This is a genomic window from Enterococcus sp. AZ079 (genome assembly GCF_050547255.1).
Taxonomy (GTDB): Bacteria; Bacillota; Bacilli; order Lactobacillales; family Enterococcaceae; genus Enterococcus_D; species Enterococcus_D casseliflavus.
In genome coordinates, this window is the sequence record NZ_CP172955.1 from 1,408,622 (window position 1) to 1,431,175 (window position 22,554).

Sequence of the window (22,554 nt, forward strand, 5' to 3'; positions counted from 1 at the left end):
TTTTTGATAGGCACGCCCGCTAGCCCACTTTTTTAGAGTTGAAAAAAAGCCTTAGGTGACCTATAGTGAAAAGGAGTAAAGCACGGGTATAGAGTGCCGCGCGATTGATAGTCATTTCAAAATAAAAGAGATCATGTGATCCAAAAAGGAGAAAGCCTTATGAAAGAGCAGCCGATAACCATTGGATTCCCCTTAAGAGGTGAGTGGCTTGCGCCGACTACACCAGCCGAGAAGATTCCTAGCCATGGTACCGATCGAATGGGGTTGTGTTATGCCTTTGATTTTTTACAAGTTAATTTTGAGGGGAAAACCAAAGCTTTTCATAGTCGAAGCTTTCTGAGCTATTTCTTCTTAGGGGTTCCGCTGGAGAGCTGTTATTGTTGGGGCGAAAAAATCTATGCGCCTTGTGATGGCGAAGTAATTGTTGCAAGAGATGGCTATCGGGAACGGAAAATCGTTCACTGGATCAGAGATTTTTCGATCGCTGTAAAAAATGGTTTGTTTTTTAATGAACACAAAGATGATTATCAACAAATAGCTGGCAACTACATTGTGATAAAAGCTTCTGAGGGCGTTTATATGGCATTTGTCCATCTGCAAAAAGGATCTGTCACTGTCTCCGTAGGACAAAACATCACCAAAGGGATGGTGATCGGAAACGTTGGCCATTCAGGAAATTCGACTTCGCCTCATCTGCATTTTCAAGTGATGGACACAAGTGATATCGCTCATGCGAAAGGTCTTCCTTGCCGCTTTGAAGAATATGAAGTGTACCAAGCAGGGGGATGGACAAAGGTGCAGAATCGGATACCAGGTAGTACGGATCGGATACGATTGTTGAAGGAAGACTAAGGACCAGATTTGAAACATTCGCATCAGGACTTGTAGGTCGCTCAAAAGAAAAAACGTTTAAAAGTCTTTGGACTTCTTTTAAGTACGTGAAATAATCTTAGGTTTTCAAAATTTGTGAAGAAAATGAAATGCAGGGAGAACAAATGAATCATTTACCCAATATCCTTACCACTTCTCGACTGATTCTCGCACCACTTTTACTATTCCTTCAGCCAATGTCTGGCTGGTTTTGGCTGCTCTATTCCTATTGTTTTTTAAGCGACCTCGTCGATGGGCTGCTTGCAAGAAGGATGAATCTTACGAGTGAGGTGGGTGCCTTACTAGATAGTTTCGCAGATGTAAGCTTTTTTCTCGCAGTTTTTCTTTCTTTTCTACCACAGCTGTTGGCGGTACATACGCTTTGGGTCTGGCTACTAGTGATTACTATGATTCGTTTTGTCAGTTATCTGATTGGCTATGTAAAATATCGGTCTTTTAGTAGTCTGCATACATGGCTCAACAAAGCAGTCGGTTTTCTTTTAGGTATTTACCCATTGCTGCTCATGGTGAGTCCTGCAAAAATTGTTGTCTTAATTTTGGGGACCATCGCCACTGTTTCCGCATTAGAAGAATTGCTGATAACGATCCTCTCAAAAAATCTGGATAGAAATCAAAAATCGATATTCGAAAGTTTTAAGTAAGGCGCCTCTATCATTGAGGGCTTTTTTTTGCGTATTCATCGCTAATAGACTTTTAAAAGACCCTTCAAAAACAATTTTAAAAATAACATTGAAAACAATTTTTAATGGTATTATGCTTATCTTTGAAGGGAGGCTTCACAAATGAATAGACAAGAACTGCATGCATGTATCAGTAAAAACCAGCCTAATATTTGCCAAATTGCTGCCTACCAAAATGGAAAGGAAGTTTACTCGAATGAATGGCATGAGTATAAGCCAGAGGATACTTGCCACCTTATGTCCGCTACGAAAAGTATCGTTTCTCTACTAGTTGGGATAGCGATCGATCAAGGCCTCATCAGGAATGTCAATGACAAAGTCCTCGATTATTTTCCAGACTATCAAGTAAAACGGGGCGAAAAAACGATTCAGGATATTACGATCAAACACCTATTAACGATGCGAGCCCCGTATAAATGCAAAGGTGATCCATGGACAAAGGTTTGTTCGAGTGACGACTGGACCAGCGCCTCGCTTGATTTATTGGGAGGAAGAAAAGGAGTGACAAATGAATTCAATTATCAAACCGTTTGTCTGCAGATCCTCACTGGTTTGTTAGCGAAAGCTTCTGGAATGACGACCGTTGATTATGCGAACCATTATTTATTTCGACCTCTTGGTGTAGCCGAACTGACCAATTATTATGCGGAAACGGCACAAGAGCATAAGCACTTTACGATGAGCAAGGTACCAAAAAAACCGGTTTGGTTTTGCGATCCTTTAAATATTGGCACTGCAGGTTACGGGCTTTGTCTTTCAGCAAAAGATTTAGCCAAAATCGGTGAGCTATGCTTGAACCAAGGCATCCATCAAGGACAACAAGTGATTTCTTCACAATGGCTCACTGAAATGGTCAATCCGCTAGAGACAAACATAGAGAAATTTCATAATATGAGTTATGGGTATTTATGGTGGATCTTGGATGCTGAGAAAAGCACCTATGCCGCCATCGGCAATAGTGGAAATGTCCTTTATATTGATCCCGAATCAGAGACTGTTATCGCCATTACGGCGTATTTTAAGCCAACTGTCTTTGATCGCATCGACTTTATCGAGACAGAGCTAAAACCGTTCCTTTTGCACTAATGAGCGTTAAGAAAAAGCAGTCTGCTGTCAAAAGTTGATTGCTTTTTTTGTAGTCGAAAGCTTAATGATCCCTTTTGTGACTATGGCAGGCAGGTGACCTACTGATAAAGCTCGGCTGCTAGCCTTTTTATGAAATTATAATTTAGCAATTTGATCCCGCAGGTAGGAGGCTAAATCAATAATAAACGGAAGATAAATGAGAAATGAATAAAATGACCAAACTATCAACGACGTAAACTTGGTATACTATAATTGAGAAGAAAATCACAAGTGAAAGGAGCGGTCGGGGTGTTTTCAGAAATCAGTATCTATCAAGTGAAACCCAGTAGTGTTGAGACCTTTGAAGCAGTCATGCAGGAAGCAACAGAGGCAATGAAGGCCATGGAGGGAGCTTTGTTCTTTCGATTAATGAACGAACCCATTACATCAAAGAAATGAGGACCATCAAGGAAGGTCGCCTGCCAGATCCATTGACGAGAGTCATAAAATGTGTGAAATATGCTCACTATTGGGAGTTTGATAGCGAAGAAAATTATGGCAAAGCTCAAAAAAAGTTGTATGAAAGTTACTGGAAAGCAATGGAGAAATGTTTGATCGTTCCCCACGACAAGCTAATGGGGAAAGTTCTTGAGTGCTCGCTTTAGTACCAAATGCTCTCCTGCTGAACGGACTTTTTGTTGCAACTGTTAAGAAAGGACAGGGTAGAAATACAACGGACGTTAAAAAGTCATTTGAACGGTTGAATGGAGAACTGTTAGTTTTTTTTAAACGCTCTATTACTTGATGGAATCTAAAAGGAGGAAGCCCCGATGGCACATGTTGCTTTTCATAATTCGTACAAATTAAAAAAAGGCGTTTCAACAGCGGAATTTGTTCGTGTCGTTGAACAATTAAACCGAGAATACATTTCCAAACAAAGAGGATACCTTTCTTTTGAATTATTAGTAGATGGAGAAACTTGGGCGGACATCACCAAGTTCGAAACGAAAGAAGATGCGGAAACATTTGCCCGATGCGGCACGCCTAATGCCTTTGCACAAAAGTTTTATTCATTCATCAATCTAAACAGTTGCAGCTCTCACCTATACACCATTGAAAAAACGTTCCCATAACTTAGCCACCATGGAATGAACAACGCAAAAAACAATTTATATGAAAAGAGGAACTTCTTATGACAAAACCAGCAGAATGGTATCAAGGAAAAACCGGTCGGGCAGAACATTTGGTCTATTTAAATAAAGAAGCCAAAGAGCTTGAGAAACTGATTCAAGGTGACAAAACAATGATCATCCGAGGGGCTGCCGGCAGAAAATCACCTTTAGGAGGAAGAGCCAAAATCAACGATCTTGTTTATTTTGTGGAGACCGGCGGCGATTTGACCATCACTCATCGGGGCATCATTGCCAACGTGATTGAATCTGAAAAGATGACGAAAGAAGAATCCATAGATTTTGTAAAACGCTATGAAAAAGAGTTGAATTTATCGAAAAAACAAGTCGATCGATGGGCAGGGAAAAAGTATCTAGCGGTCTATGAAATCGCTGAATTAGAAGAAATAACACCATTTCAGTACAATCGTGAAAAAAATATGGATGATTGGGTCATCACAGATGATATCAACAAAATCAAATTGTAACGTAGCGAAAACCTTAAAAAACGAAGCGCAAAGGAGTTGAGTGGAAGGATGGAAGGCAAAAAGCAATTGTTTCGAGACAAAAACGTGAAACCAACAGAGCAGCTGATTGCAGAATCTCTGGGTGAAGGATATGTCATTTATCAACGTTTTATCGAAACCCTTGAAAACGAGGGCATCTCTCTTATGGATTGGCGCTATTACCAAGATGGAAAAGCGTGGTTGTCAAAAGGCGAAAACAAATGGACAACGACTCGTGGAACGAATAAAGTGAAACCAATTTTTTGGCTCTCGATGTGGGAGGGCTTCTTCAAAGTCTCCTTTCACTTTAGCGAGAAAGTCCGAACACAGTTATTGTCTTTACCAGTCAGCGATGAGACAAAGGAAACCATTCTTAAGGCGCCAACTAATGGCACGAAAATGAAGTTTTTTTCTGTGATTTTTGATGTCGCTAATCCATCACTCTTTGAAGATATCACCGAATTGATCGTGTTCAAAAAAAGTAAATAAAGTAAGAGTATGATTTATTTAACTTGGATAGTCTGATTTTATTACATCTATCAAAAAGGAATCTTCGTTATAGTTTACCCATTTTTTAGGTTAAGAAAAGTAAAAGTCAATCAGAAGACTCTAAGTTTATCGCCTTTCCTCTGATTGGGTTTTAATATAAGTAACTCTTGGGAAAACCAACGCTAATTTTGATTAGATTATCGGATAAAATTCACAATGAAATAAATTTTACTCGCTAAATATGCTATTATGGGTAAAATATGCTTTAATTACTTTTGAATTGATGGAAGACACATTGGAAAAGGAGAAAAGACAAATGACTATTCAACGAATCACAGCTTGCGTTCAAGTCAAAGGAGACTATCAGAAGTGTTATCATTTTTATACGGAAAAAGTTGGTTTGGTACCAACTTATGGCGATGAGTCAGGTCCTTATACAAGCTTTGCATCGAAGAAAGAGGAGGCGCCTTTTTTTGGTATGTTTCAAGTGGATGCCGTGATCGATCAAATGGAGGGCTATCCGATTTCGGATAATCGGATTTCATCTGATACGCTTTCGGCAACGTTTCACACCACGGATTTTGAAGAAGATTATACGAGAATGAACAATGCTGGTGTAGTGTTTGAAGTGAGTAAAACCGTTTTGGGGGAAGGGGACCAAGCTTTTCATATTGCCTATTTCCGCGATCCAGAAGGAAATTTGCTAAGCTTGGAGGATGGTGGTGTCTAAAGAGTTCACATTCAAAAAGAATCAGAAAAAAACGTAAAGAAAGATTTATCTCATAATTGTTTTGAGATAAATCTTTTTTTATTTGAAATCATTCCTCTATAAAGCGTTCCTTCATCCGCTCCAAGAAAAGTCCAGAGGCTTTTGAAAAAACTTGGGTGTTCTTCCAAATGACTGCAAGATCTGATTCAAGAGTGGGACTCAATTTTCTAAAGCATAAAGGACTGTCAGGGGTGAAGTTGATTAATTTGTCGAGGGTCAATGCATAGCCGACGCCTTCTTCAACCAACTTTGACGCATTGTACACGAGATTATACGTGGCAACGACAGTCAATTTGTTCATGTCTTTTTTCAACCATTTAGAAAGCTCACTGCTGACCAGACTTTGTCGTGAAGTAATCAAGGGAACCTCCCAGAGATCCTTTGGTGTGATGACTTCGTTACTAGCAAGGGGACTGTCTTTTCGCATCAAGACGCCCCAGGTGTCTCTGGCAGGTAAGCGCAAGGAATGGTATTTTTTGACGTCGACGGGGCTGATCACGACGCCAAAATCCAACAATCCTTTGTCCAACCGTTCTTTGACCTCGTCAGCATTGCCGCTAAACAAATGAAATTTGATGTTAGGGTACTCAACTTGAATCTCCTTGATGATTTTTCCCAACAGCTGGATCACGTAGGTTTCTCCAGCACCGATCGACACGTTACCGGCAATCGTATCTCGAGGCGACAAAAATTCAGAACGGGTCTTTTCTAACAATTCTACAATTTCTTCCGCCCGCTTACGAAACAAGAGGCCATCTTCCGTCAGCGTGATTTTGCGATTGCCTCTGGTGAACAGCGTGACACCTAATTCTTTTTCTAACTCCATTAACTGTCGTGACAGGGATGGTTGCGAGAGATGCAGATGTTTTGCCGCAGCTGAAATCGTTTCTTTTTCTGCAACTGTTAGAAAGGTGGTTAAACTTTTTAATTCCATAGGTCTATACTCCTTTTTCTATGCTATATATGAATAGTTGGGTATTTGATATTAGTATTTTACATAGAAAGATGCTGCAAGTACAATAGGTTTATCTAAAAATAGCTCAAGCGATCAAGAAAAAACGATCATCCAGACCTTGATCATTTGAGAAACATTGGAGAATCGCCCTAAGGTACAGGATAGTTGACCGAGAAAGAAGGCGAATGAAATGAAAAAATGGCAAAAGAAGGCCCTTGTGTCTTTAGTTGTGCTGGCACCGTTGGTTTTAGGTGCTTGTAGCAGCAATAATGAGGAGACGAATGAAGAGCCGCAAGCCAGCTCAGGAGGAGAAACGATGACAGAAAATGTTTCATTGACAGATGAATGGGATAAAGTTTTCCCGGAAAGTGACACGGTGAATCACCGAAAAGTGACTTTCCAGAATCGTTACGGGATCACTTTAGTTGCTGATCTTTATGAACCAATTGATGCGCAAGGACCACTTCCAGCAATCGCCGTTAGCGGACCTTTTGGAGCAGTCAAAGAGCAGACATCTGGTCTATATGCGCAAACGATGGCAGAGCGTGGTTTTGTTACGATCGCTTTTGATCCGTCCTATACAGGTGAAAGCGGTGGCGAACCACGCTATGTGGCTTCCCCAGACATTAATACAGAAGATTTTCAAGCAGCAGTCGATTTTCTATCTGTCCAAGAAAACGTAGATGAAGAAAGAATCGGTTTGATTGGGATTTGTGGCTGGGGTGGTCTAGCTTTGAATGCCGCAGCTATCGATACCCGTGTGAAAGCGACTGTTTCTGCCACCATGTATGACATGTCGAGAGTCAATGCTCAAGGGTATTTTGATGAAATGGGGGCTGAAGGACGCCATGAATTGCGCCAGCAGCTAAACGCCCAACGTACAGTTGATTTTGCCAATGGCAGCTACGAACGAGCAGGTGGGGTACCAGATACACTGCCAGAAGATGCGCCTGTCTTTATGCAGGATTATTTTGATTATTACAAAACAGAACGAGGCTACCACGAACGTTCCTTGAACTCTAATGATGGTTGGAATGTCACGTCTTCGCTGTCATTCTTAAATATGCCACTTTTGTCTTACATTGATGAGATCCAAAGCGCCGTTTTATTGCTTCATGGAGAAGAAGCCCACTCACTTTACTTCAGTCAAGACGCCTTTGAGCAATTGCAAGGCGATAACAAAGAGCTGACAGTCATTCCTAATGCTTCGCATGTTGATCTATACGACCAAACAGAGGTGATTCCTTTTGACCAAATGACCGAATTCTTCCAAGAGCATTTGAATTAAACCGCAACAACCAGCTGCACGACTGTTCAGTCCCATATCTTCTGCTGAGCATTCGTGTTTTAGAAAATAAGCATTCCGTTGCCCGCCGCTACATCGAATCATCAGCAGAAAGGAGCGAAGCCATGTTGATAAAACTCATCCCTGCTGTCTTGCTGTTCCTACTAAGTGCCTGTGGGACAAGTGGAACAGAGGAGAGGCATGCGCTGTCTGCCAGCGAAACTTCCTCTGAGGCAAGTCAGGATCATGATCAACCGACGATTGAATCAGCAACAGATGTGGTCATTACGGTTGGTCAACAGGATTTTATAGCGAAGTTTTATGAAAATGAGGCGTCTGAATACCTAATGAATCAAATGCCCTTCACGTTGACAATGAGTGACTTGAACAACCACGAGAAATATTATCGTTTTTCTGAGAATTTGCCAGAAATGACTACAGAACGGCCGGAGATCATTCACGAAGGAGAAATCATGAGCTGGAATAGTCATACATTGGTGCTGTTTTATCAGACCTTTACCAATTCTTATGGTGGCTATAGTCGTATCGGCGTTATTGAAGATCCAGCAGGATTAAGAGAAGCGTTGGGGGGAGAAGACGTGGAGGTTGTCTTTTCGCTAGAAAATACTCGTGAGTAACGAATGATTAGGAGAAAAACAAATGACGATCGATCAATTAAACAAAATTATGGCAAGTGGTGAACCCTTACTTGCCGGTTCGCAAGCTTCAAAACAAATGATGGCTTTGAGTGCTGAGGCGAGAAAATTGACCATGAAAATCAATACGGTTTATCATGAACCTCATGAATTACAAGAACTTTTTGCTCAATTGACTGGGAAAGCAGTTGAACCGACATTTTCGCTTTTTCCGCCTTTTTATACAGATTACGGCAAAAACATCCGCATTGGTAAAGGGGTGTTTCTTAACGCCGGTTGTCATTTTCAAGACCAAGGAGGGATCACGATCGGTGATGGTACCCTAATAGGGCACAACGTAGTTCTAGCTACCTTGAATCATGGCCTTCACCCTGAAGATCGTAGTACGCTTTATCCAGCACCCATTACGATTGGGAAGAATGTCTGGATTGGCTCAAATGCAACGATCGTGGCTGGTGTGAACATCGGTGACCATGCAATCATTGCTGCTGGGGCAGTGGTGACCAAAGATGTCGCTGAGCGCACGATCGTGGCTGGTGTACCTGCAAACTATGTCAAAGAGGTCACTGAGTAAGCACAATAGCAATGAGTAAGAAAAAAACTGCTGTTCGCCTTGTCGCTTTTGAAGCGATGAAGACGAACAGCGGTTTTCTTATTCTTGAGGCGGCTCGCTCGTATTGGAACCGGCGAAGTTTTCGATCAACGATTTCACATCCAGACCGAGGGTTTCTTTCAATGTTTCTTGTGTGGTCGACAAAAGATTGGTGGCGTAATTGGTGACACGATTGGCACCGCCGCCTTCACCTGATCCTGTATCAACGACTGAAATTTTATCGATATTGCCTAATGGGGCGGCAGCCTCTTTGACTAATTGCGGCATGATCTCAACGATCATGCTAAGGATCGCTGCTTCATCATATTTCTTGAAGGCTTCAGCGATTTTTTCCTTCGTTTCAGCTTCCGCCGTTCCTTTCGCCAAGGTCGTCTCGGCTTCTGCCAAACCAATCAGACGAATCTTATCGGCTTCAGCTTTTGCCAACGACTCTGTTCGAAACTGCTCAGCTTCAGTGGTTGCTAACGCAGACGCTTTTTTCGCTAATGCTTCTTGTTCAAGCGCATAACGATCGGCATCGGCTTTTTTCTTGATCTCAGAATCAAATTGGCGTTCACGACGCAAGATTTCTTTTTCTTCCAATTCGATTTGTTTTTGTCGTTCAACGACTTCGACTTCAATCTCTTGTTCTCGGACTTTTTGTTTCATGATGGCACTTTGCAGATGATAGGCTTGATCGGCATCGGCTTTGGCGATGTCTTGTTCTTTCTTATATAGCGCCAACTTCAATTCTTTTTCCTTCAATGCTTCAGCGATTTCGGTCATGCGTTTTGATTCCGCTGTTTGCGATTCTTGTTCCGATTGGGCTTTTTTGATGCGGGTTTCTTTCAGCGCTTCAGCTTCCGCAATTTCAGCATCCCGTTTGACTTGGGCGATTCTAGGTTTTCCAAGAGAATCTAAATAGCCATTTTTGTCTCGTACTTCTTTGATCGTAAAGGAGACAATGATCAAGCCCATTTTCGCTAGATCGACAGAGGCCACTTCTTGCACGCTTTGGCTGAATTTGTCGCGATTTTGATAGATTTCTTCGACGGTCATCGAACCAAGGATCGAACGCAGGTGACCTTCCAAGACTTCTCGTGCCTCATTTTCTAATTCTTCACGGGTTTTTCCTAGAAACTGTTCCGCTGCCGTTGCGATTTCTTCCACGGATGAGCCGATCTTGATAATGGAAGTTCCATCACACATAACGGGAACTCCTTGTTCCGTATACACTTCTGGTGTTGAAACATCTAGCTTGCTTGAAAGCAAGCTGATTCGGTTTGATCGTTGGAACACTGGCAAAACAAAGGCTCCGCCACCACGCACGATTTTGATTTTGTTATTGCTCTCATCCGCATGAACATTTTTGTTGCCAAGGTAACTTCCGCTAATAATCAACGCTTCATCGGGCTTGGCTGTTTGATATTTCGTGACAAAGATGATCAAAAGCATCAGTAAAATGAACGCCACGATTGCGATCGGAAAGACAATTGGTGATAAGAAAATATCCATAGATGCACCTCTTTAGTGATTTATTTTAGTTGTCCAAAAATTTTTCTGTATAGGGAACGACGTAGCAAATACGCTCTTTGACTTCAATAATCAACACTTTTGATCCTGCTGCTAATGGTTCATCGATAGGTTGAAAAGCCGAGGCTGGACGATTACTTGAACCAGTGACACTTGTGAGTTGAATTTCACCCATTCCTTCACAAGGAATCGGCGTCAGCACCGTTGCGATTCGACCTTCAAAGTCTTTCTCGGAACTCGAAAGCGTCGCTTCAGCATTCCTCATGGGAATCAGCACGTAAAAATTCAAGAGAAAAACGAGCCCTGTAGAAAGACAAGCGCTACCAATGAAAAGCATCATCGAATAGCCTGGGAAAATAGTTTCCCCTAAGTAACCGAAAAGACTCGTAAAGGCAAACCAGGGGATGATCAACATCGGATCAATTGGACCATCAAAATCGAAGATATCGCCAAACAGAAGCAGCAAAAAGGCTAAAATGGCACAGCCAATCAATACATACAAATAAATCTGATCAGGTGCATAAGTGTGCAGCACGTATCCACCTCCTTGTATATTAGAGTTAGGGTTTTAACCTTCCGGTTTTGATTGGATAACCCTATGAACCATCGTTATTTTAATTTGGTATTAACTCATTCATTTTGAGATAATATATTTATTGGATTGAGAGGCTATGCCGTTGCCTCCTTGAGTTTTGAAGCTCGTAATCGAAAGACTGGCACCTCTCTCTGATAAGTGGATTACGTATGAGTTAGATGTTGAAAGTTTTTGCTTTACTCCGTATCTCGTACAAGGTAGTGACGCTTTTCAGTTGAGCGGGTTTCAATCCAAAATATTTTTTTAGAAAGGTCAAATGTATGTACTTCTTAGGAATTGATATCGGCAAGCGAACTCACGTGGCTTCTTTAATGAGTGAAGAAGGTAAAGTGATCCTAAAAGGTTTTTCTTTCCCTAACACTACTGAAGGAGCTGATTCCCTGATTGAGCGGCTTTCAAAATATTCAGAGACTCCCGCTGACTTTATTGTCGGAATGGAAGCTACGGGTCATTATTGGCTCTCCATCTTTTCATACCTCCACGAATCAGACTTTTTGATTCACGTTGTGAATCCTCTTCAAACCGATGGCTGGCGCAAAGGAACAGAAATCAGAAAACGAAAAAATGATATTATTGATTCTGTTTTGATTGCTGACTTGATGCGTTATGGTTCCTTTGTAGAAACAGTATTGTCTGATGAAAATGTTTTTTCGTTAAAACAACTTTCACGTTACCGAACCTATTTAGTAGGTACCGCAAGCGACTTCAAACGAAAAATCATAGCTGTACTAGATCAAGTGTTTCCTGAATATGCATCAATTTTTTCTAAACAAGGTATTTTCGGAAAAGCGTCTAAAGAGTTATTGCTTGAGTTTAGTTCTCCTATAGAGCTAGAAGAAATTTCGGCAGAAACGTTGGCTCAATACTTAGCTGAGTTAAGCAGGAACCGAATAAAGCCAGAGAAAGCAGATCAATTGAAGCAAGCAGCTTCTAACTCCTTTGGAGTGAAATTTGCTCAAGAAGCTTTTACATTTCAATTACGCTCCATGATTGAACAATTGAAATTCATCGAAAGCCAAGTAAAAGAAACTGAAAAAGAAATTAAGCGCATAATGAGTAATTTAGACTCTGTTATTCTCACAATCCCTGGAATCGGCCCTATAAATGGCGCGACAATTCTTGGTGAAATTGGAGACATTCGCAAATTTTCTAATCCGAAAAAACTGGTTGCTTATGCTGGCATAGACGCGTCTGTGTCCCAATCTGGGCAATACGAAGCAACACATAATGTTATGAGCAAGCGTGGATCTCCATACTTACGAAAAGCCTTGTTTTCAGCTGCTCTAGTTGCTTCTCAATGTGATCCTGTTTTTCGCGCGTTTTATCAGAAAAAAATTTCTGAGGGAAAGCATCATCTGACGGCCTTAGGTGCTGTTTCTCGTAAGCTTTGTTATGTGATTCATGCTATTTTAACTAAAAATGAACCTTATAAGATTGTTTCCGATTAGCTATTGAACAATCAAAAAAATCTAATAGTGAAAGGTCTATTTGTTGTACTCATTTTTTGGACTTAACTGTTATAAAATATTTTTTTGATTTAGCTAATTTTCACTTGACTCTATATAGTTAGTCTTTCAAATAGAGTGATTTGTAAGAACAATGAAAGCTAAGAAACAATCGAAAGAAGAACGAGGGAAGGAAAAGAACGGAATAGGTGTTCTGTTATAATTATACCAATAAATAATAAAAAAAATTAAATAAAATAGTAAATTTGAATAAATAGTACAACAAAGGGAGGTTTATTTTTCTTGAAAGAGCCGATCAAAAATCAGCTTTTTTTCACCAGCCATTGACAAACCAGGAAAATCCAAGTAGATTAAATCAGGGTACTAGAAAAAGGCAAAATCAGCTGCAGATGATTTGAATCGTAAGAGGCAGCTTTTATTTTCTATTACCATAGATCGAAGTAGTTGTTCGCAAACATAAAAGAAGTCAGGAACACTTCTTTTCAACCGACAGTATTGCTAAGAAATAGAGGTGGAATCGATGGATCAAAAAGAAAAAATGTTAGAGCTAATCAAGAAAAAACAAGGCGGCGGCCGTTCAAAAAAAATGGAATCCCCAAAAAACGATCGAAAAAACATGCGTAAAGGCCCGAAAATTTATAATAAGTAAGGCAATGCATTAGAAACATGAAATGGTTGATGAAAAAAAGAGAGAAGGACAGGATTTCTGTCTTTCTCTCTTTTTTATTTACTCTTGAGAATCCACGTACAACTCACTCAAAGCTGGCAGATCATGAACTTGGTATTTTGCTTTAAAAGCTGCGATTTCTTCAGCGCTGAAGCGGTTCGGATCAAGTTTCAGTTCTTCGACAGGAAGAGGTCGTTCGTTAGCGATCTTGACATCGATCACCACAGGTCCGTTGATTTCTTTAGCTTGTGTAAAGACGGATGCTAATTCTTCTTCCTTCGTTACCGTGAAGCCTTTCGCACCTAATGCTTCCCCAACTTTACCAAAATCAGCACCGGCTAGTTGGACACCGAACTTGGTTTGCTCGGTATCTTCTTGCTCCGCTTCGATGAAGCCGAATGAGTCATTGGAAAAGACCACGTTGATGATTGGCAAATCATATTTCACTTGGGTGATGATGTCTTGCATTTGCATCGCAAAACCGCCATCCCCACTAAAGGTAAATACTTGGCGATTCGGATAGCTCAATTGAGCTGCGATCCCACCAGGTACACCATTACCCATTGTCGCAAACCAGCCAGACGTTGTAAAACGCTGTTCACCCGTCATTTCTAAATGACGGATACTGTGGATCGTCACATTACCGACATCCGTGACAAACAGAGCATCAGGAGCTGCAATCCGGTTGATTTCTCGATAGACAGGTTCAGGACGCAAAGTCTCTTGCGAATCATGGTAAAAACGATGGCGCCATTCATGCCAATTGCGACAGTTTTCTTGATTGGCTTTTAACCAAGCATCTGCAGGACGAGGGGCTGCCATCTCTGTCCATTTTCTAAGAGCGGTCGCACCATCTCCTAAAACGGAGACATCCGTCTGATGACGACGACCAAATTTCGAGGCGTCGATATCAACTTGGACAAAGTTGGCACCAGGATTGAAAAAGCGGCGGCCAAAAGGGAAGTCACTGCCGACAAAAACGATGAGATCGGCTTCTGCCAAAGCTTCATTGGCAGGTTTTGTCGCAACCCGTCCAGCAAATCCAAGAAAGTTTTCATAAAGATCAGGCACGATGCCTTTGGCTAAGACAGAAGCTGCGATAGGCATCGAGAAATGCTTAGAAAAAGCATCGATGGCATCAAAATGACCAAAGAGACCTTGTCCGATATAAAGGACGGGTTTTTTTGCTTGTTCAAAATAAGGAAGGGCAGCATGTAAATCCTCTTCATCAGGCTGGAGAACACCTGTCTTATGATTTTTTGCGGTTGCAATCTCCTGTTCGTCGATTTCTGCAAACCCGTAATCGACCGGGATCGTTACCACAGCGACTCCTTTAAATTTGTAGGCTGCTTTAATGGCTTCATCCACCACGTGGGGCAAACTTTCAGGGGACATGACCGTGCGATTGTAGATACTGACATCAGCGAACATCGGATTTTCATTCATTTCTTGAAAATCATTGTAGTTCATTGAGCTCGAAGCTACTTGTCCTAACAAGGCAACGACGGGCACGTTATCCATTTGAGCATCATATAAGCCATTGATCAAATGGGTGGCACCCGGACCAGCAGAACCAAAAACCGCACCGACTTTTCCCGTTAGCTTGGCATCAGCCGCTGCTGCCAGCGCACCTGCTTCTTCATGACGTACTTGAACATATTTGACCGATTGCCGTTCATGGTACAAAGCATCCATCGTTGAGTTGAAAGATCCACCGGGGATTCCATAGATATGGTCGATGCCCCAAGCTTCAAAAACCTTGATCATTGCTGTACCAGCATTGATTTTTGTCATTTTCTTCACTCGCTTTCTCTGTTGTCATTCGTTCTCTTTTAAGTATAAACGTTTCTCAAAAAGACAACAAAGAATGCGCCTTCTGTCACAAGGCGCAGTGAAAGACTTATTTTAGGAAATGAACGACTCAGTTGCGCAGCTCTTGCACGAATCGGCTGGCGATCTCTTTTGGTCGGGTGATGGCACCACCAACCACGATACCCGTCACACCCATATCTTGGATTTTCTTTGCTTGTTTCGGGGTGTGGATCTTGCCTTCGGCTATCACTGGAACCTTTGCCGCAACCAATTGCTGGATCAATTGATAATCTGGTTCGTCAATGGTGGGACTATTCGCCGTATAGCCGGACAAAGTTGTACCTACAAAATCGACACCCGCTTCAAAGGCATTGATGCCTTCCTCATAGGTGGCGATATCTGCCATGAGTAGTTGATTGGGATAAAGAGTTTTGATTTGTTTGATAAAGGCATTGACCGTCAAGCCATCGTGACGTTTGCGCAAGGTGCAGTCCAAAGCGATCACCGCAATCTGTAAAGCTGCTAATTCGTGCACCTCTTTGATGGTCGCTGTGATAAATGGTTCTTCAGGTGGATAGTCTTTTTTGATGATTCCGATGATCGGCAGATCAACAGCGGCTTGGATTTCGCGAATATCGCGAACGGAATTGGCACGGATGCCAACAGCTCCAGCTTCTTGAGCTGCTTTTGCCAATAGGGGCATGACACCGCCGTTTTCGGTATACAAGGGTTCTCCAGGCAATGCTTGACAAGAAACAATCAACCCGCCCTTGATTTGTTGGGTAAAGACTTCTTTTTCCATTTATATGACACTTCCCATTCTACTAAAGGTTCGTTTCTCCCTTCGACTATATCATGAGGTTTTTTGCTTGTAAATGAATCAACACCTCTTTGAATCAAAGGCAAGACATTCAAAAAACGTGCAGCAAGCATCATTGTCATGGATACTTGCTGCACGTAACGAATAGGCTAGGCAGATTTTTTATTCTGCTTGTTTTGACGTGCATTGCTTGAACTTTTCAAAATCGATCGTTTGATTAGCAGGCAGCACTTCGTATTGCAATCGTTCTGTTTCTTCATCGTGAATGATATGGAGGATTTTTCCTTCGTCATCTACTGGTCCCAGACTGATGATCGTAAAGCGTTCATTGATGACTTCTAAATTTTGTAAAACCCCAGAAAACACTTTGCGAATATGATGGGCGGTTTTGATTTTTTTGTCCGCTTTTTCAACAGCCTTGGCCAACGTAAAGCCTTCATCTAAAAACGTTTTGATCATTTCCACTTTGACGACCGTGGGCAGTCGGTATTTTCGTGGGGCATTTTCTTCTTGTGGGACCGATTGAATAAATCCTTTTTGTTCCCAATAACGCAATTGGCGAGGGGAGATATCACACATTTGGCTAAGTTCGCTGATGCCGACCAACAAGTTTTCATTATCAACGAGTTTTCGAAAAAGATGAGACATACGGACTCCATTCTTGTAAAGGTATTTGTTAATATTGTAACTTGTTTTACTTTTATGTCAAGTAGGTTGACAAATTTCAGGGAAAGATTTAAAGTAAAGAAGGTTTTATGAAAAATATACTGAAAAGAGTGTGAAATATGTCAACGAGTCGTCCTTTAGATATCTACGGCAAACCTTACAACCGTTCCTTACTGGTCATGGTTTTGCTGATCGGTACGTTTTGTACTGTTTTGAACCAAACATTGTTAACAACGGCTTTTCCAACTTTGATGGATGCCTTTGACATCTCAGCATCTGATGTTCAATGGCTGACCACTGGTTTCTTGCTGGTCAATGGGATCATGATCCCGATCACCGCATGGCTGATCAACAAGTTCAGCTCGAGAAGTCTTTACTTAACGGCAATGAGCATCTTCCTTGCAGGAACGATCGCTTGTTTTGCTGCACCGAACTTTTCTACATTATTGATTGGCCGCTTAGTGCAAGCTGCCGGTGTAGGGATCTCGATGCCGCTTTTGCAAAATATCATGTTGTCGATCTTCCCACCAGAAAAACGCGGTTCAGCCATGGGCATGTCAGGAATCGTTATTGGGTTAGCACCAGCCTTAGGCCCAACGTTATCTGGTTGGATCATTGATCATTATGACTGGCGCTATTTGTTCGGAATGGTCATCCCAATCGTCGTTTTAGTCTTAGTCTTAGCGCTCTTTCTAATGAAGAGTGTGATTGAATTGTCGCATCCGAAAATCGATCTGTTCTCAGCGATTTTATCAACCCTTGGTTTTGGTACATTGCTCTATGGCTTTTCAAGCGTCGGCGACAAAGGGTGGGGCAGTATGGAAGTAATCGGTTTTCTAGCAGCCGGTGTCTTTTTCATTGCTTTCTTTGCATGGCGTCAATTGCACATTGAGCATCCGTTCTTAGAGTTGCGCGTGTTCAAATCAACGACCTTTACCTTGGCGTCGATCCTTTCAGGGGTCACGAATATGGCGATGATCGGTGCTGAAATGGTTCTCCCATTGTATATCCAAAACATTCGTGGTGAGTCAGCGTTTCATTCAGGATTGATGTTATTGCCAGGTGCGTTGATCATGGGGATCATGATGCCGATCACTGGTGCGATCTTTGATAAGTATGGTGCAAAACGTTTAGCTATCACCGGGATGTTTATCTTGACTGCCGCAACCTTACCATTTGCTTTCTTAACAAAAGATACACCGATTTTGCATATCATCATTCTTTATGGGATTCGGATGTTCGGGATCTCAATGGTGATGATGCCAGTAACGACTTCAGGAATGAATGCCTTACCTGGTCATTTGATCAGTCACGGTACCGCGGTAAACAATACGTTCCGTCAAGTAGCCAGCTCAATTGGTACGGCTATCTTGATCAGTGTCTTGACAAACGTCACCAAGGGCAACTTGCCAAGTGATTCTTTGCTGGATGCAACGCCTTTGGCATACAAAGAAAAAGCAATCGAAGCGACTTTATCTGGCTACCATGCCGCCTTTTATGTGGCAGCGGTCTTTAGCTTCTTAGGATTCTTGATCGCCTTCTCCTTAAAGAAAAAAGAACCACGATTGACGGTTCTTGAAGGAGGTGCGGACAAATGATCTTGCTTTTGATCGTTCTTAGCGTGTTAGGGTTTGCGGTACTGAATGTCTTTGCCAAAAATAAGCTGCAAACAGGTTTATCATTGGTCTTAGGTCTAGTCTTCGTGGCAAGTGTCGTCGCATTGATGGCCAATTTGACTTATCATTTTGGAATGGAAAAAGAAACGACTGCTAAAACAACCCCACTGGTTTCTAGTGCCGATAACGAGAATTTTGATTTGCTATTGTATCAGCCATTAGGAGATGGTACGGAAAAAATCTACCTATATAAAACGGATGCTGATCAAGAGGAACCAAAACAAACCGGTACTGATAAAGTGACCAATGTCGTGGAAACAGGGGCTGATTCAGCTCAATTAGAAACAAAAACGACGCGCTGGGTTTATAAAAGTGACCTATCACGCTTCTTGTTCGGGATCGCTGATAACGATGGCCAATATGTCAGCCGTACCAATACGTTCTCATTGCCAGATTCATGGGAAGTCTTGAGTGTGGATCAAGCAAAAAAACTGGCTTCTTTAGCGAAAGAACAAGCGGACACCATGAAAACACAAGGACAAGCGTATGTCCAAGAAAAAATGCAAGCTGCATTAATGGCTGATCCAACTATGGATGAGGCAGCCCAAAAAGCAAAAATCGCTGAATTGACAGAAGCTTATCAAAAAGAAGCGATGGCAAAACTGCTGGAAGAAGCAAAAAAGTAAAAACGAGCAGATAGTCAGGGGACGGAAGAATCCAATCGGATTCTTCTGTCCCTTTTTTATATGGAACGTGATACTTTTGAAAAACGGCTGCCACTAAAAAAAATCCCACACACTAGAAGTGAGTGGGATTTTCTTTAGTCAAATGAGCACGCGGCAATCCGATCGAAAGCTTCTTTCAACAAGTCCAACGATTGGGTGGCAGCTAAGCGAACATAGCCATCGCCGGTTGTTTCTCCAAAGGCTTTCCCAGGGATCATCAGCACACTGGTTTCTTTTAATAATTTCTCGACAAAGCTGACAGAGTCCAACCCCGTTTGTTCAATGTTGATGAAGGCATACATGCTTCCTTTGACAGGGGATAAGGAAAGGAAGGGGATCTCAGCAACCCGTTGTTCAATGTAAGTCAGTCGTTCCTTGAAGACAGCAACCACTTGCGGCACGAGGGTATCATAGTGATTCAATGCGTAAATACCTGCCCGTTGTGAAGGAGTTGGTGCCGAATAGGCGATCGCCTCATTGATCAGTTTTGCCGTAAGATTGATCGATTCAGGTGCGATCATGTAACCGATTCGCCAGCCTGTCATGGCAAAGGCTTTTGAGAAACTGCTGAATGTGATGGTGTTCTCAGGTGCGAAGGCTGCCATCGGTACAAAGGTGTCATCAAAGCAAAAGGCTTCATAGACTTCATCTGAGAGGATTAGTAAGTCATGGTCAATGGCAACTGCTGCGATTTTTTCAAAAGTTTCTGGAGAAAAAACAGCACCAGTAGGATTGTTGGGTGAATTGATAATGATTGCACGGGTTTTCTCAGTGATAGCGGCCTTTAAAACCTCGACGTCGATTTGAAAGCCATCTTTTTCAAAGGTCGGAATAAAGACTGGCACACCACCGACTAGTTCGACTTGTTGTTTGTAAGGCGAAAAGTACGGTTCGTGAATAATCACTTCATCACCGGGATCAATGATGGCAGCCAAAGCTAAGTACATGCCATGCAATGCACCGACAGTTCCTCGTACTTGGCTAGGAGAAAAAGTAAGCTGGTATTGCTTTTGATAAAAATCAACGACGGTTTGGATAAAATCAGCACTACCGTCTGAAGCGGTGTATTTTGTATGACCCGCTTTGACGTCAGCAAAAGCTGCATCAATGATTGTCGCATCTGTAATCAAATCAGGATCACCAATCGACAAATCAATCAAATTCGGGGTTTTCTTCGCAAGAGTGGCGATCTCCATTAAAAGATTTTCTTCTGGTTGTAAAAAACGTTCTGCAATCAACGGACGGTTCATTTTGTCATCTCCAATTTCTATAAAACTTTGCTTAAAAAATCCTGTGTCCGCGCATTTTGCGGATGCTCAAAGATTTGTTCTGGTGTTCCTTGTTCTTGAATGATACCGTCAGCCATAAAGATGACACGATCGGCGACTTCTTTTGCGAAGCCCATTTCGTGGGTAACGACGACCATCGTCATGCCTTTTTCTGCCAAAGCTTGCATGACTGTCAACACTTCTCCAACCATTTCTGGGTCCAATGCTGAGGTTGGTTCGTCAAAGAGCATTACATCAGGATCCATTGCCAACGCTCTAGCAATAGCCACCCGTTGCTGCTGCCCGCCAGAAAGGCTAGAGGGGTAACTATCCGCTTTTTCAGCTAAGCCAACTTGCTCCAGCAATCCTTTCGCTGTCTCTTCGGCAGCAGCTTGCTCTTGCTGTTTGACTTTGATCGGGCTGATAGTCAGATTTTCTAACACCGTTTTATGAGGGAATAAATTGAAGCTTTGAAAGACCATTCCCATTTTTTGACGAATCTGATCGATTTTCACCCCTTTTGCCAATAAATCATTGCCTTCGAAGGTGATTTTCCCGCCAGTCGGCTGTTCAAGAAGATTCAAGCAGCGTAAGAAAGTACTTTTCCCACTTCCTGAGGGTCCGATGATCACAACGACTTCACCAGGTGTCACTTCAAGATCGATTTCTTTTAAGACGGTATTCTCGCCAAATGTTTTCACTAATTTTTCAACTTTAATCACTAGTTTTCATTCTCCTTTCAGCAACACCCAATAGACGTGAGAGGGCGAAGGTCAATACAAAGTAGATCAATGATACGATAACGTATGGTAAAAATGGTTTGAAGCTGGCCCCTTGAACGACGCCTGTTTGGAAAATCAGTTCAGACACACCGATCACCGATACGACCGAAGACTCTTTGATGACCGTGACAAATTCATTTCCTAAAGCAGGCAAGATGTTTTTGATGGCTTGCGGGAAAATGATGAAGCGCATCGCTTGGATCTGATTCATGCCTAATGAACGAGCGGCTTCCAGCTGTCCTTTATTGACGGCATTGATCCCAGCACGAATGATTTCTGCCACATAGGCGGCACTGTTTAGTGCTAAGGCAATACAGCCAGCAGCTAACTTCGAAAGCTCTAAGCCTAACACGCCTGTTCCAAAGTATACAATAAATATTTGTACTAACAAAGGTGTTCCCCGAACATATTCAATATAGACAGCGGCAATGACTTTCAATGCTTTTGACTTAGAAAGCTTCATAAAGGCTAACAAGCTGCCACCGATAGAGCCGAATAATACCCCAACCAAGGCTAGGAAGATCGTATAGCCAGTTCCAGTGATGTAAAAAGGCAGATATTTTTCCCAAAAGCTTTGCTCTTCATCGATCGTGCCTTCTTCGGTAAACATCAATCGATAGGCATCTTCTTTGTATTGGCTTAAAAGATCATTACTAATGATAGTTTCAATGGAGGAATTGAGTTTTTCCAGTAAAACTGGCGCTTCTTTCGAGATGGCGATCGCGGTCTCCTTCACGCCGTTTTCAAACGTGACATTTTCGGCTAATGCCAAGGTATCATTCGCCGTCACATAAGCTTCAGCGACGGGACCTTCCATCACGATCGCATCGATCTTGCGTGATTTTAGATTGGTGATCAAATCAGGCACCCTTTGCAAAGAGGTGACGGTCGAGCCAGTCAATTCTGTATTTGCCAGCTCTTCTTGTGTGGTTTGTCGTTGTGCACCGACAGCTACACCATCAAAATCAGCCGTCGATTGGAAACGATCCGCATCTTCTGCTCGAACCAGGACGGTCTGTTGGACTTCCATATAGGTGTCAGTGAAATTGACTTCTTTACGGCGCTCATCCGTAGCAGCCATCCCAGAGATGACGACATCGATTTTACCCGTTTTTAGAGCCCCTAACAGCGCGTCGAACCCAAGCTCCTCAATCTTCAGGTCGACCCCTAAGTCATCTGCAATTTTTTGGGCAATCGAGATATCGATCCCCACGATTTCATTTTTTCCGTCAACATTGGCACGGAATTCATATGGTGCATAATCGGCAGATAAACCCACGACCAATACGCCATTTTCTTTGACTTTTTCATAGATGGGATCGGTTTCTTCTGCATGTGCTTGTCCGACAAAGAAAAACGGCAGCAACGCTGTGATGATCCCTAATACAACAGTACCCTTACTAAACCTTTTCATGTAAACGCCCCTTTAACTTTTTCTGCGCATCTATTAAAAATGCAAATAATAACTAATAAATGTATAAAAATACATATAAGTGATAGAAACTATCATAGCATAACATCAGTTGAAGTCAATAAGTCAGAGAAAA

General features: G+C 42.1%; 24 protein-coding genes. 15 read left to right on the plus strand and 9 right to left on the minus strand.

Translation table 11 applies throughout. From position 1 onward, the window contains the following. Positions 1 to 159 precede the first annotated feature (159 nt). The 8 genes from IGJ15_RS06790 to IGJ15_RS06825 all read left to right on the plus strand — a co-directional run bounded on the left by IGJ15_RS06790 (position 160) and on the right by IGJ15_RS06825 (position 5,530). Positions 160 to 852 (plus strand): M23 family metallopeptidase, encoded by a 693-nt coding sequence (locus IGJ15_RS06790; protein ID WP_333719234.1) that lies wholly within the window; start codon positions 160 to 162, stop codon positions 850 to 852. Between the two features lie 128 nt (positions 853 to 980). Next, entirely contained in the window at positions 981 to 1,532 is a 552-nt protein-coding gene (locus IGJ15_RS06795; RefSeq protein ID WP_430599389.1) for a CDP-alcohol phosphatidyltransferase family protein, read from the plus strand. Positions 1,533 to 1,673: 141 nt separating this feature from the next. Next, the gene (locus IGJ15_RS06800) at positions 1,674 to 2,657 is read left to right on the plus strand and encodes a serine hydrolase domain-containing protein (RefSeq protein WP_430599391.1); all 984 of its coding nucleotides are present in this window, start codon (positions 1,674 to 1,676) and stop codon (positions 2,655 to 2,657) included. 288 nt (positions 2,658 to 2,945) lie between these two features. Continuing rightward, positions 2,946 to 3,095 carry a hypothetical protein gene (locus IGJ15_RS06805; protein ID WP_430599392.1) on the plus strand — a complete coding sequence of 50 codons (150 nt, stop codon included), beginning with the start codon at positions 2,946 to 2,948 and terminating at the stop codon, positions 3,093 to 3,095. Between the two features lie 371 nt (positions 3,096 to 3,466). Further along, positions 3,467 to 3,769 (plus strand): antibiotic biosynthesis monooxygenase family protein, encoded by a 303-nt coding sequence (locus IGJ15_RS06810; protein WP_333719231.1) that lies wholly within the window; start codon positions 3,467 to 3,469, stop codon positions 3,767 to 3,769. Between the two features lie 59 nt (positions 3,770 to 3,828). Beyond that, on the plus strand, positions 3,829 to 4,293 hold the full coding sequence (locus IGJ15_RS06815) for a hypothetical protein (RefSeq protein WP_333719230.1): 465 nt from the start codon (positions 3,829 to 3,831) through the stop codon (positions 4,291 to 4,293). Positions 4,294 to 4,341: 48 nt separating this feature from the next. Further along, a complete protein-coding gene (locus tag IGJ15_RS06820) occupies positions 4,342 to 4,800 on the plus strand; it encodes a DUF3788 domain-containing protein (protein WP_333719229.1) in 459 nt (152 codons plus the stop codon). A gap of 316 nt (positions 4,801 to 5,116) precedes the next feature. Further along, positions 5,117 to 5,530 carry a VOC family protein gene (locus tag IGJ15_RS06825; RefSeq protein ID WP_034858575.1) on the plus strand — a complete coding sequence of 138 codons (414 nt, stop codon included), beginning with the start codon at positions 5,117 to 5,119 and terminating at the stop codon, positions 5,528 to 5,530. Positions 5,531 to 5,618: 88 nt separating this feature from the next. Here the strand turns inward: IGJ15_RS06825 and IGJ15_RS06830 are convergent, their stop codons facing one another. Further along, positions 5,619 to 6,503 carry a LysR family transcriptional regulator gene (locus tag IGJ15_RS06830; protein WP_015509864.1) on the minus strand — a complete coding sequence of 295 codons (885 nt, stop codon included), beginning with the start codon at positions 6,501 to 6,503 and terminating at the stop codon, positions 5,619 to 5,621. Between the two features lie 211 nt (positions 6,504 to 6,714). On the opposite strand from IGJ15_RS06830, the gene IGJ15_RS06835 reads away from it, so the two are divergent. From IGJ15_RS06835 to IGJ15_RS06845, 3 genes are all read left to right on the plus strand, one after another. Next, a complete protein-coding gene (locus tag IGJ15_RS06835) occupies positions 6,715 to 7,812 on the plus strand; it encodes an alpha/beta hydrolase (RefSeq protein WP_074535249.1) in 1,098 nt (365 codons plus the stop codon). A 122-nt stretch (positions 7,813 to 7,934) separates the two neighbouring features. Beyond that, positions 7,935 to 8,447 (plus strand): cyclophilin-like fold protein, encoded by a 513-nt coding sequence (locus IGJ15_RS06840; RefSeq protein ID WP_333719228.1) that lies wholly within the window; start codon positions 7,935 to 7,937, stop codon positions 8,445 to 8,447. A 22-nt stretch (positions 8,448 to 8,469) separates the two neighbouring features. Next, positions 8,470 to 9,039 (plus strand): sugar O-acetyltransferase, encoded by a 570-nt coding sequence (locus IGJ15_RS06845; protein ID WP_153884054.1) that lies wholly within the window; start codon positions 8,470 to 8,472, stop codon positions 9,037 to 9,039. A gap of 78 nt (positions 9,040 to 9,117) precedes the next feature. Here the strand turns inward: IGJ15_RS06845 and IGJ15_RS06850 are convergent, their stop codons facing one another. Then, positions 9,118 to 10,572, minus strand: a complete 1,455-nt coding sequence (locus IGJ15_RS06850; protein ID WP_005230116.1) for a flotillin family protein — start codon at positions 10,570 to 10,572, stop codon at positions 9,118 to 9,120. A gap of 25 nt (positions 10,573 to 10,597) precedes the next feature. Further along, the gene (locus IGJ15_RS06855; protein ID WP_428208048.1) at positions 10,598 to 11,143 is read right to left on the minus strand and encodes an NfeD family protein; all 546 of its coding nucleotides are present in this window, start codon (positions 11,141 to 11,143) and stop codon (positions 10,598 to 10,600) included. 302 nt (positions 11,144 to 11,445) lie between these two features. Between IGJ15_RS06855 and IGJ15_RS06860 the strand changes: the two genes are divergently transcribed. After that, a complete protein-coding gene (locus IGJ15_RS06860) occupies positions 11,446 to 12,633 on the plus strand; it encodes an IS110 family transposase (RefSeq protein WP_010748508.1) in 1,188 nt (395 codons plus the stop codon). Positions 12,634 to 13,171: 538 nt separating this feature from the next. Beyond that, positions 13,172 to 13,300, plus strand: coding sequence for a hypothetical protein (locus IGJ15_RS06865; RefSeq protein WP_005236316.1), 129 nt, complete (start codon positions 13,172 to 13,174; stop codon positions 13,298 to 13,300). A 78-nt stretch (positions 13,301 to 13,378) separates the two neighbouring features. Here the strand turns inward: IGJ15_RS06865 and spxB are convergent, their stop codons facing one another. The 3 genes from spxB to IGJ15_RS06880 form a co-directional block, all read right to left on the minus strand. After that, on the minus strand, positions 13,379 to 15,112 hold the full coding sequence (gene spxB, locus IGJ15_RS06870; protein WP_333719227.1) for a pyruvate oxidase: 1,734 nt from the start codon (positions 15,110 to 15,112) through the stop codon (positions 13,379 to 13,381). 127 nt (positions 15,113 to 15,239) lie between these two features. Beyond that, positions 15,240 to 15,932, minus strand: coding sequence for an N-acetylmannosamine-6-phosphate 2-epimerase (locus IGJ15_RS06875; protein WP_010749630.1), 693 nt, complete (start codon positions 15,930 to 15,932; stop codon positions 15,240 to 15,242). Between the two features lie 180 nt (positions 15,933 to 16,112). Then, positions 16,113 to 16,598: a MerR family transcriptional regulator gene (locus IGJ15_RS06880; protein ID WP_005230125.1), complete on the minus strand. Its 486-nt coding sequence runs from the start codon at positions 16,596 to 16,598 to the stop codon at positions 16,113 to 16,115. A gap of 137 nt (positions 16,599 to 16,735) precedes the next feature. Between IGJ15_RS06880 and IGJ15_RS06885 the strand changes: the two genes are divergently transcribed. Then, positions 16,736 to 18,214 carry an MDR family MFS transporter gene (locus IGJ15_RS06885; RefSeq protein ID WP_010749631.1) on the plus strand — a complete coding sequence of 493 codons (1,479 nt, stop codon included), beginning with the start codon at positions 16,736 to 16,738 and terminating at the stop codon, positions 18,212 to 18,214. Next, complete coding sequence (locus tag IGJ15_RS06890; RefSeq protein WP_005230129.1) at positions 18,211 to 18,918, plus strand: DUF4811 domain-containing protein; 708 nt, start codon at positions 18,211 to 18,213, stop codon at positions 18,916 to 18,918. The genes IGJ15_RS06885 and IGJ15_RS06890 overlap by 4 nt, the downstream gene beginning before the upstream one ends. Before the next feature lie 134 nt (positions 18,919 to 19,052). On the opposite strand, the gene IGJ15_RS06895 is transcribed toward IGJ15_RS06890, so the two are convergent. From IGJ15_RS06895 to IGJ15_RS06905, 3 genes are read right to left on the minus strand one after another with little or no spacing between them, the layout of a single operon-like run. Then, a complete protein-coding gene (locus IGJ15_RS06895) occupies positions 19,053 to 20,207 on the minus strand; it encodes a pyridoxal phosphate-dependent aminotransferase (RefSeq protein WP_115232426.1) in 1,155 nt (384 codons plus the stop codon). Positions 20,208 to 20,224: 17 nt separating this feature from the next. After that, complete coding sequence (locus IGJ15_RS06900) at positions 20,225 to 20,947, minus strand: amino acid ABC transporter ATP-binding protein (protein ID WP_005230134.1); 723 nt, start codon at positions 20,945 to 20,947, stop codon at positions 20,225 to 20,227. Beyond that, on the minus strand, positions 20,940 to 22,421 hold the full coding sequence (locus tag IGJ15_RS06905) for an ABC transporter permease subunit (protein WP_123833723.1): 1,482 nt from the start codon (positions 22,419 to 22,421) through the stop codon (positions 20,940 to 20,942). Before IGJ15_RS06905 ends, IGJ15_RS06900 begins: the two co-directional genes overlap by 8 nt. Positions 22,422 to 22,554: the final 133 nt, after the last annotated feature.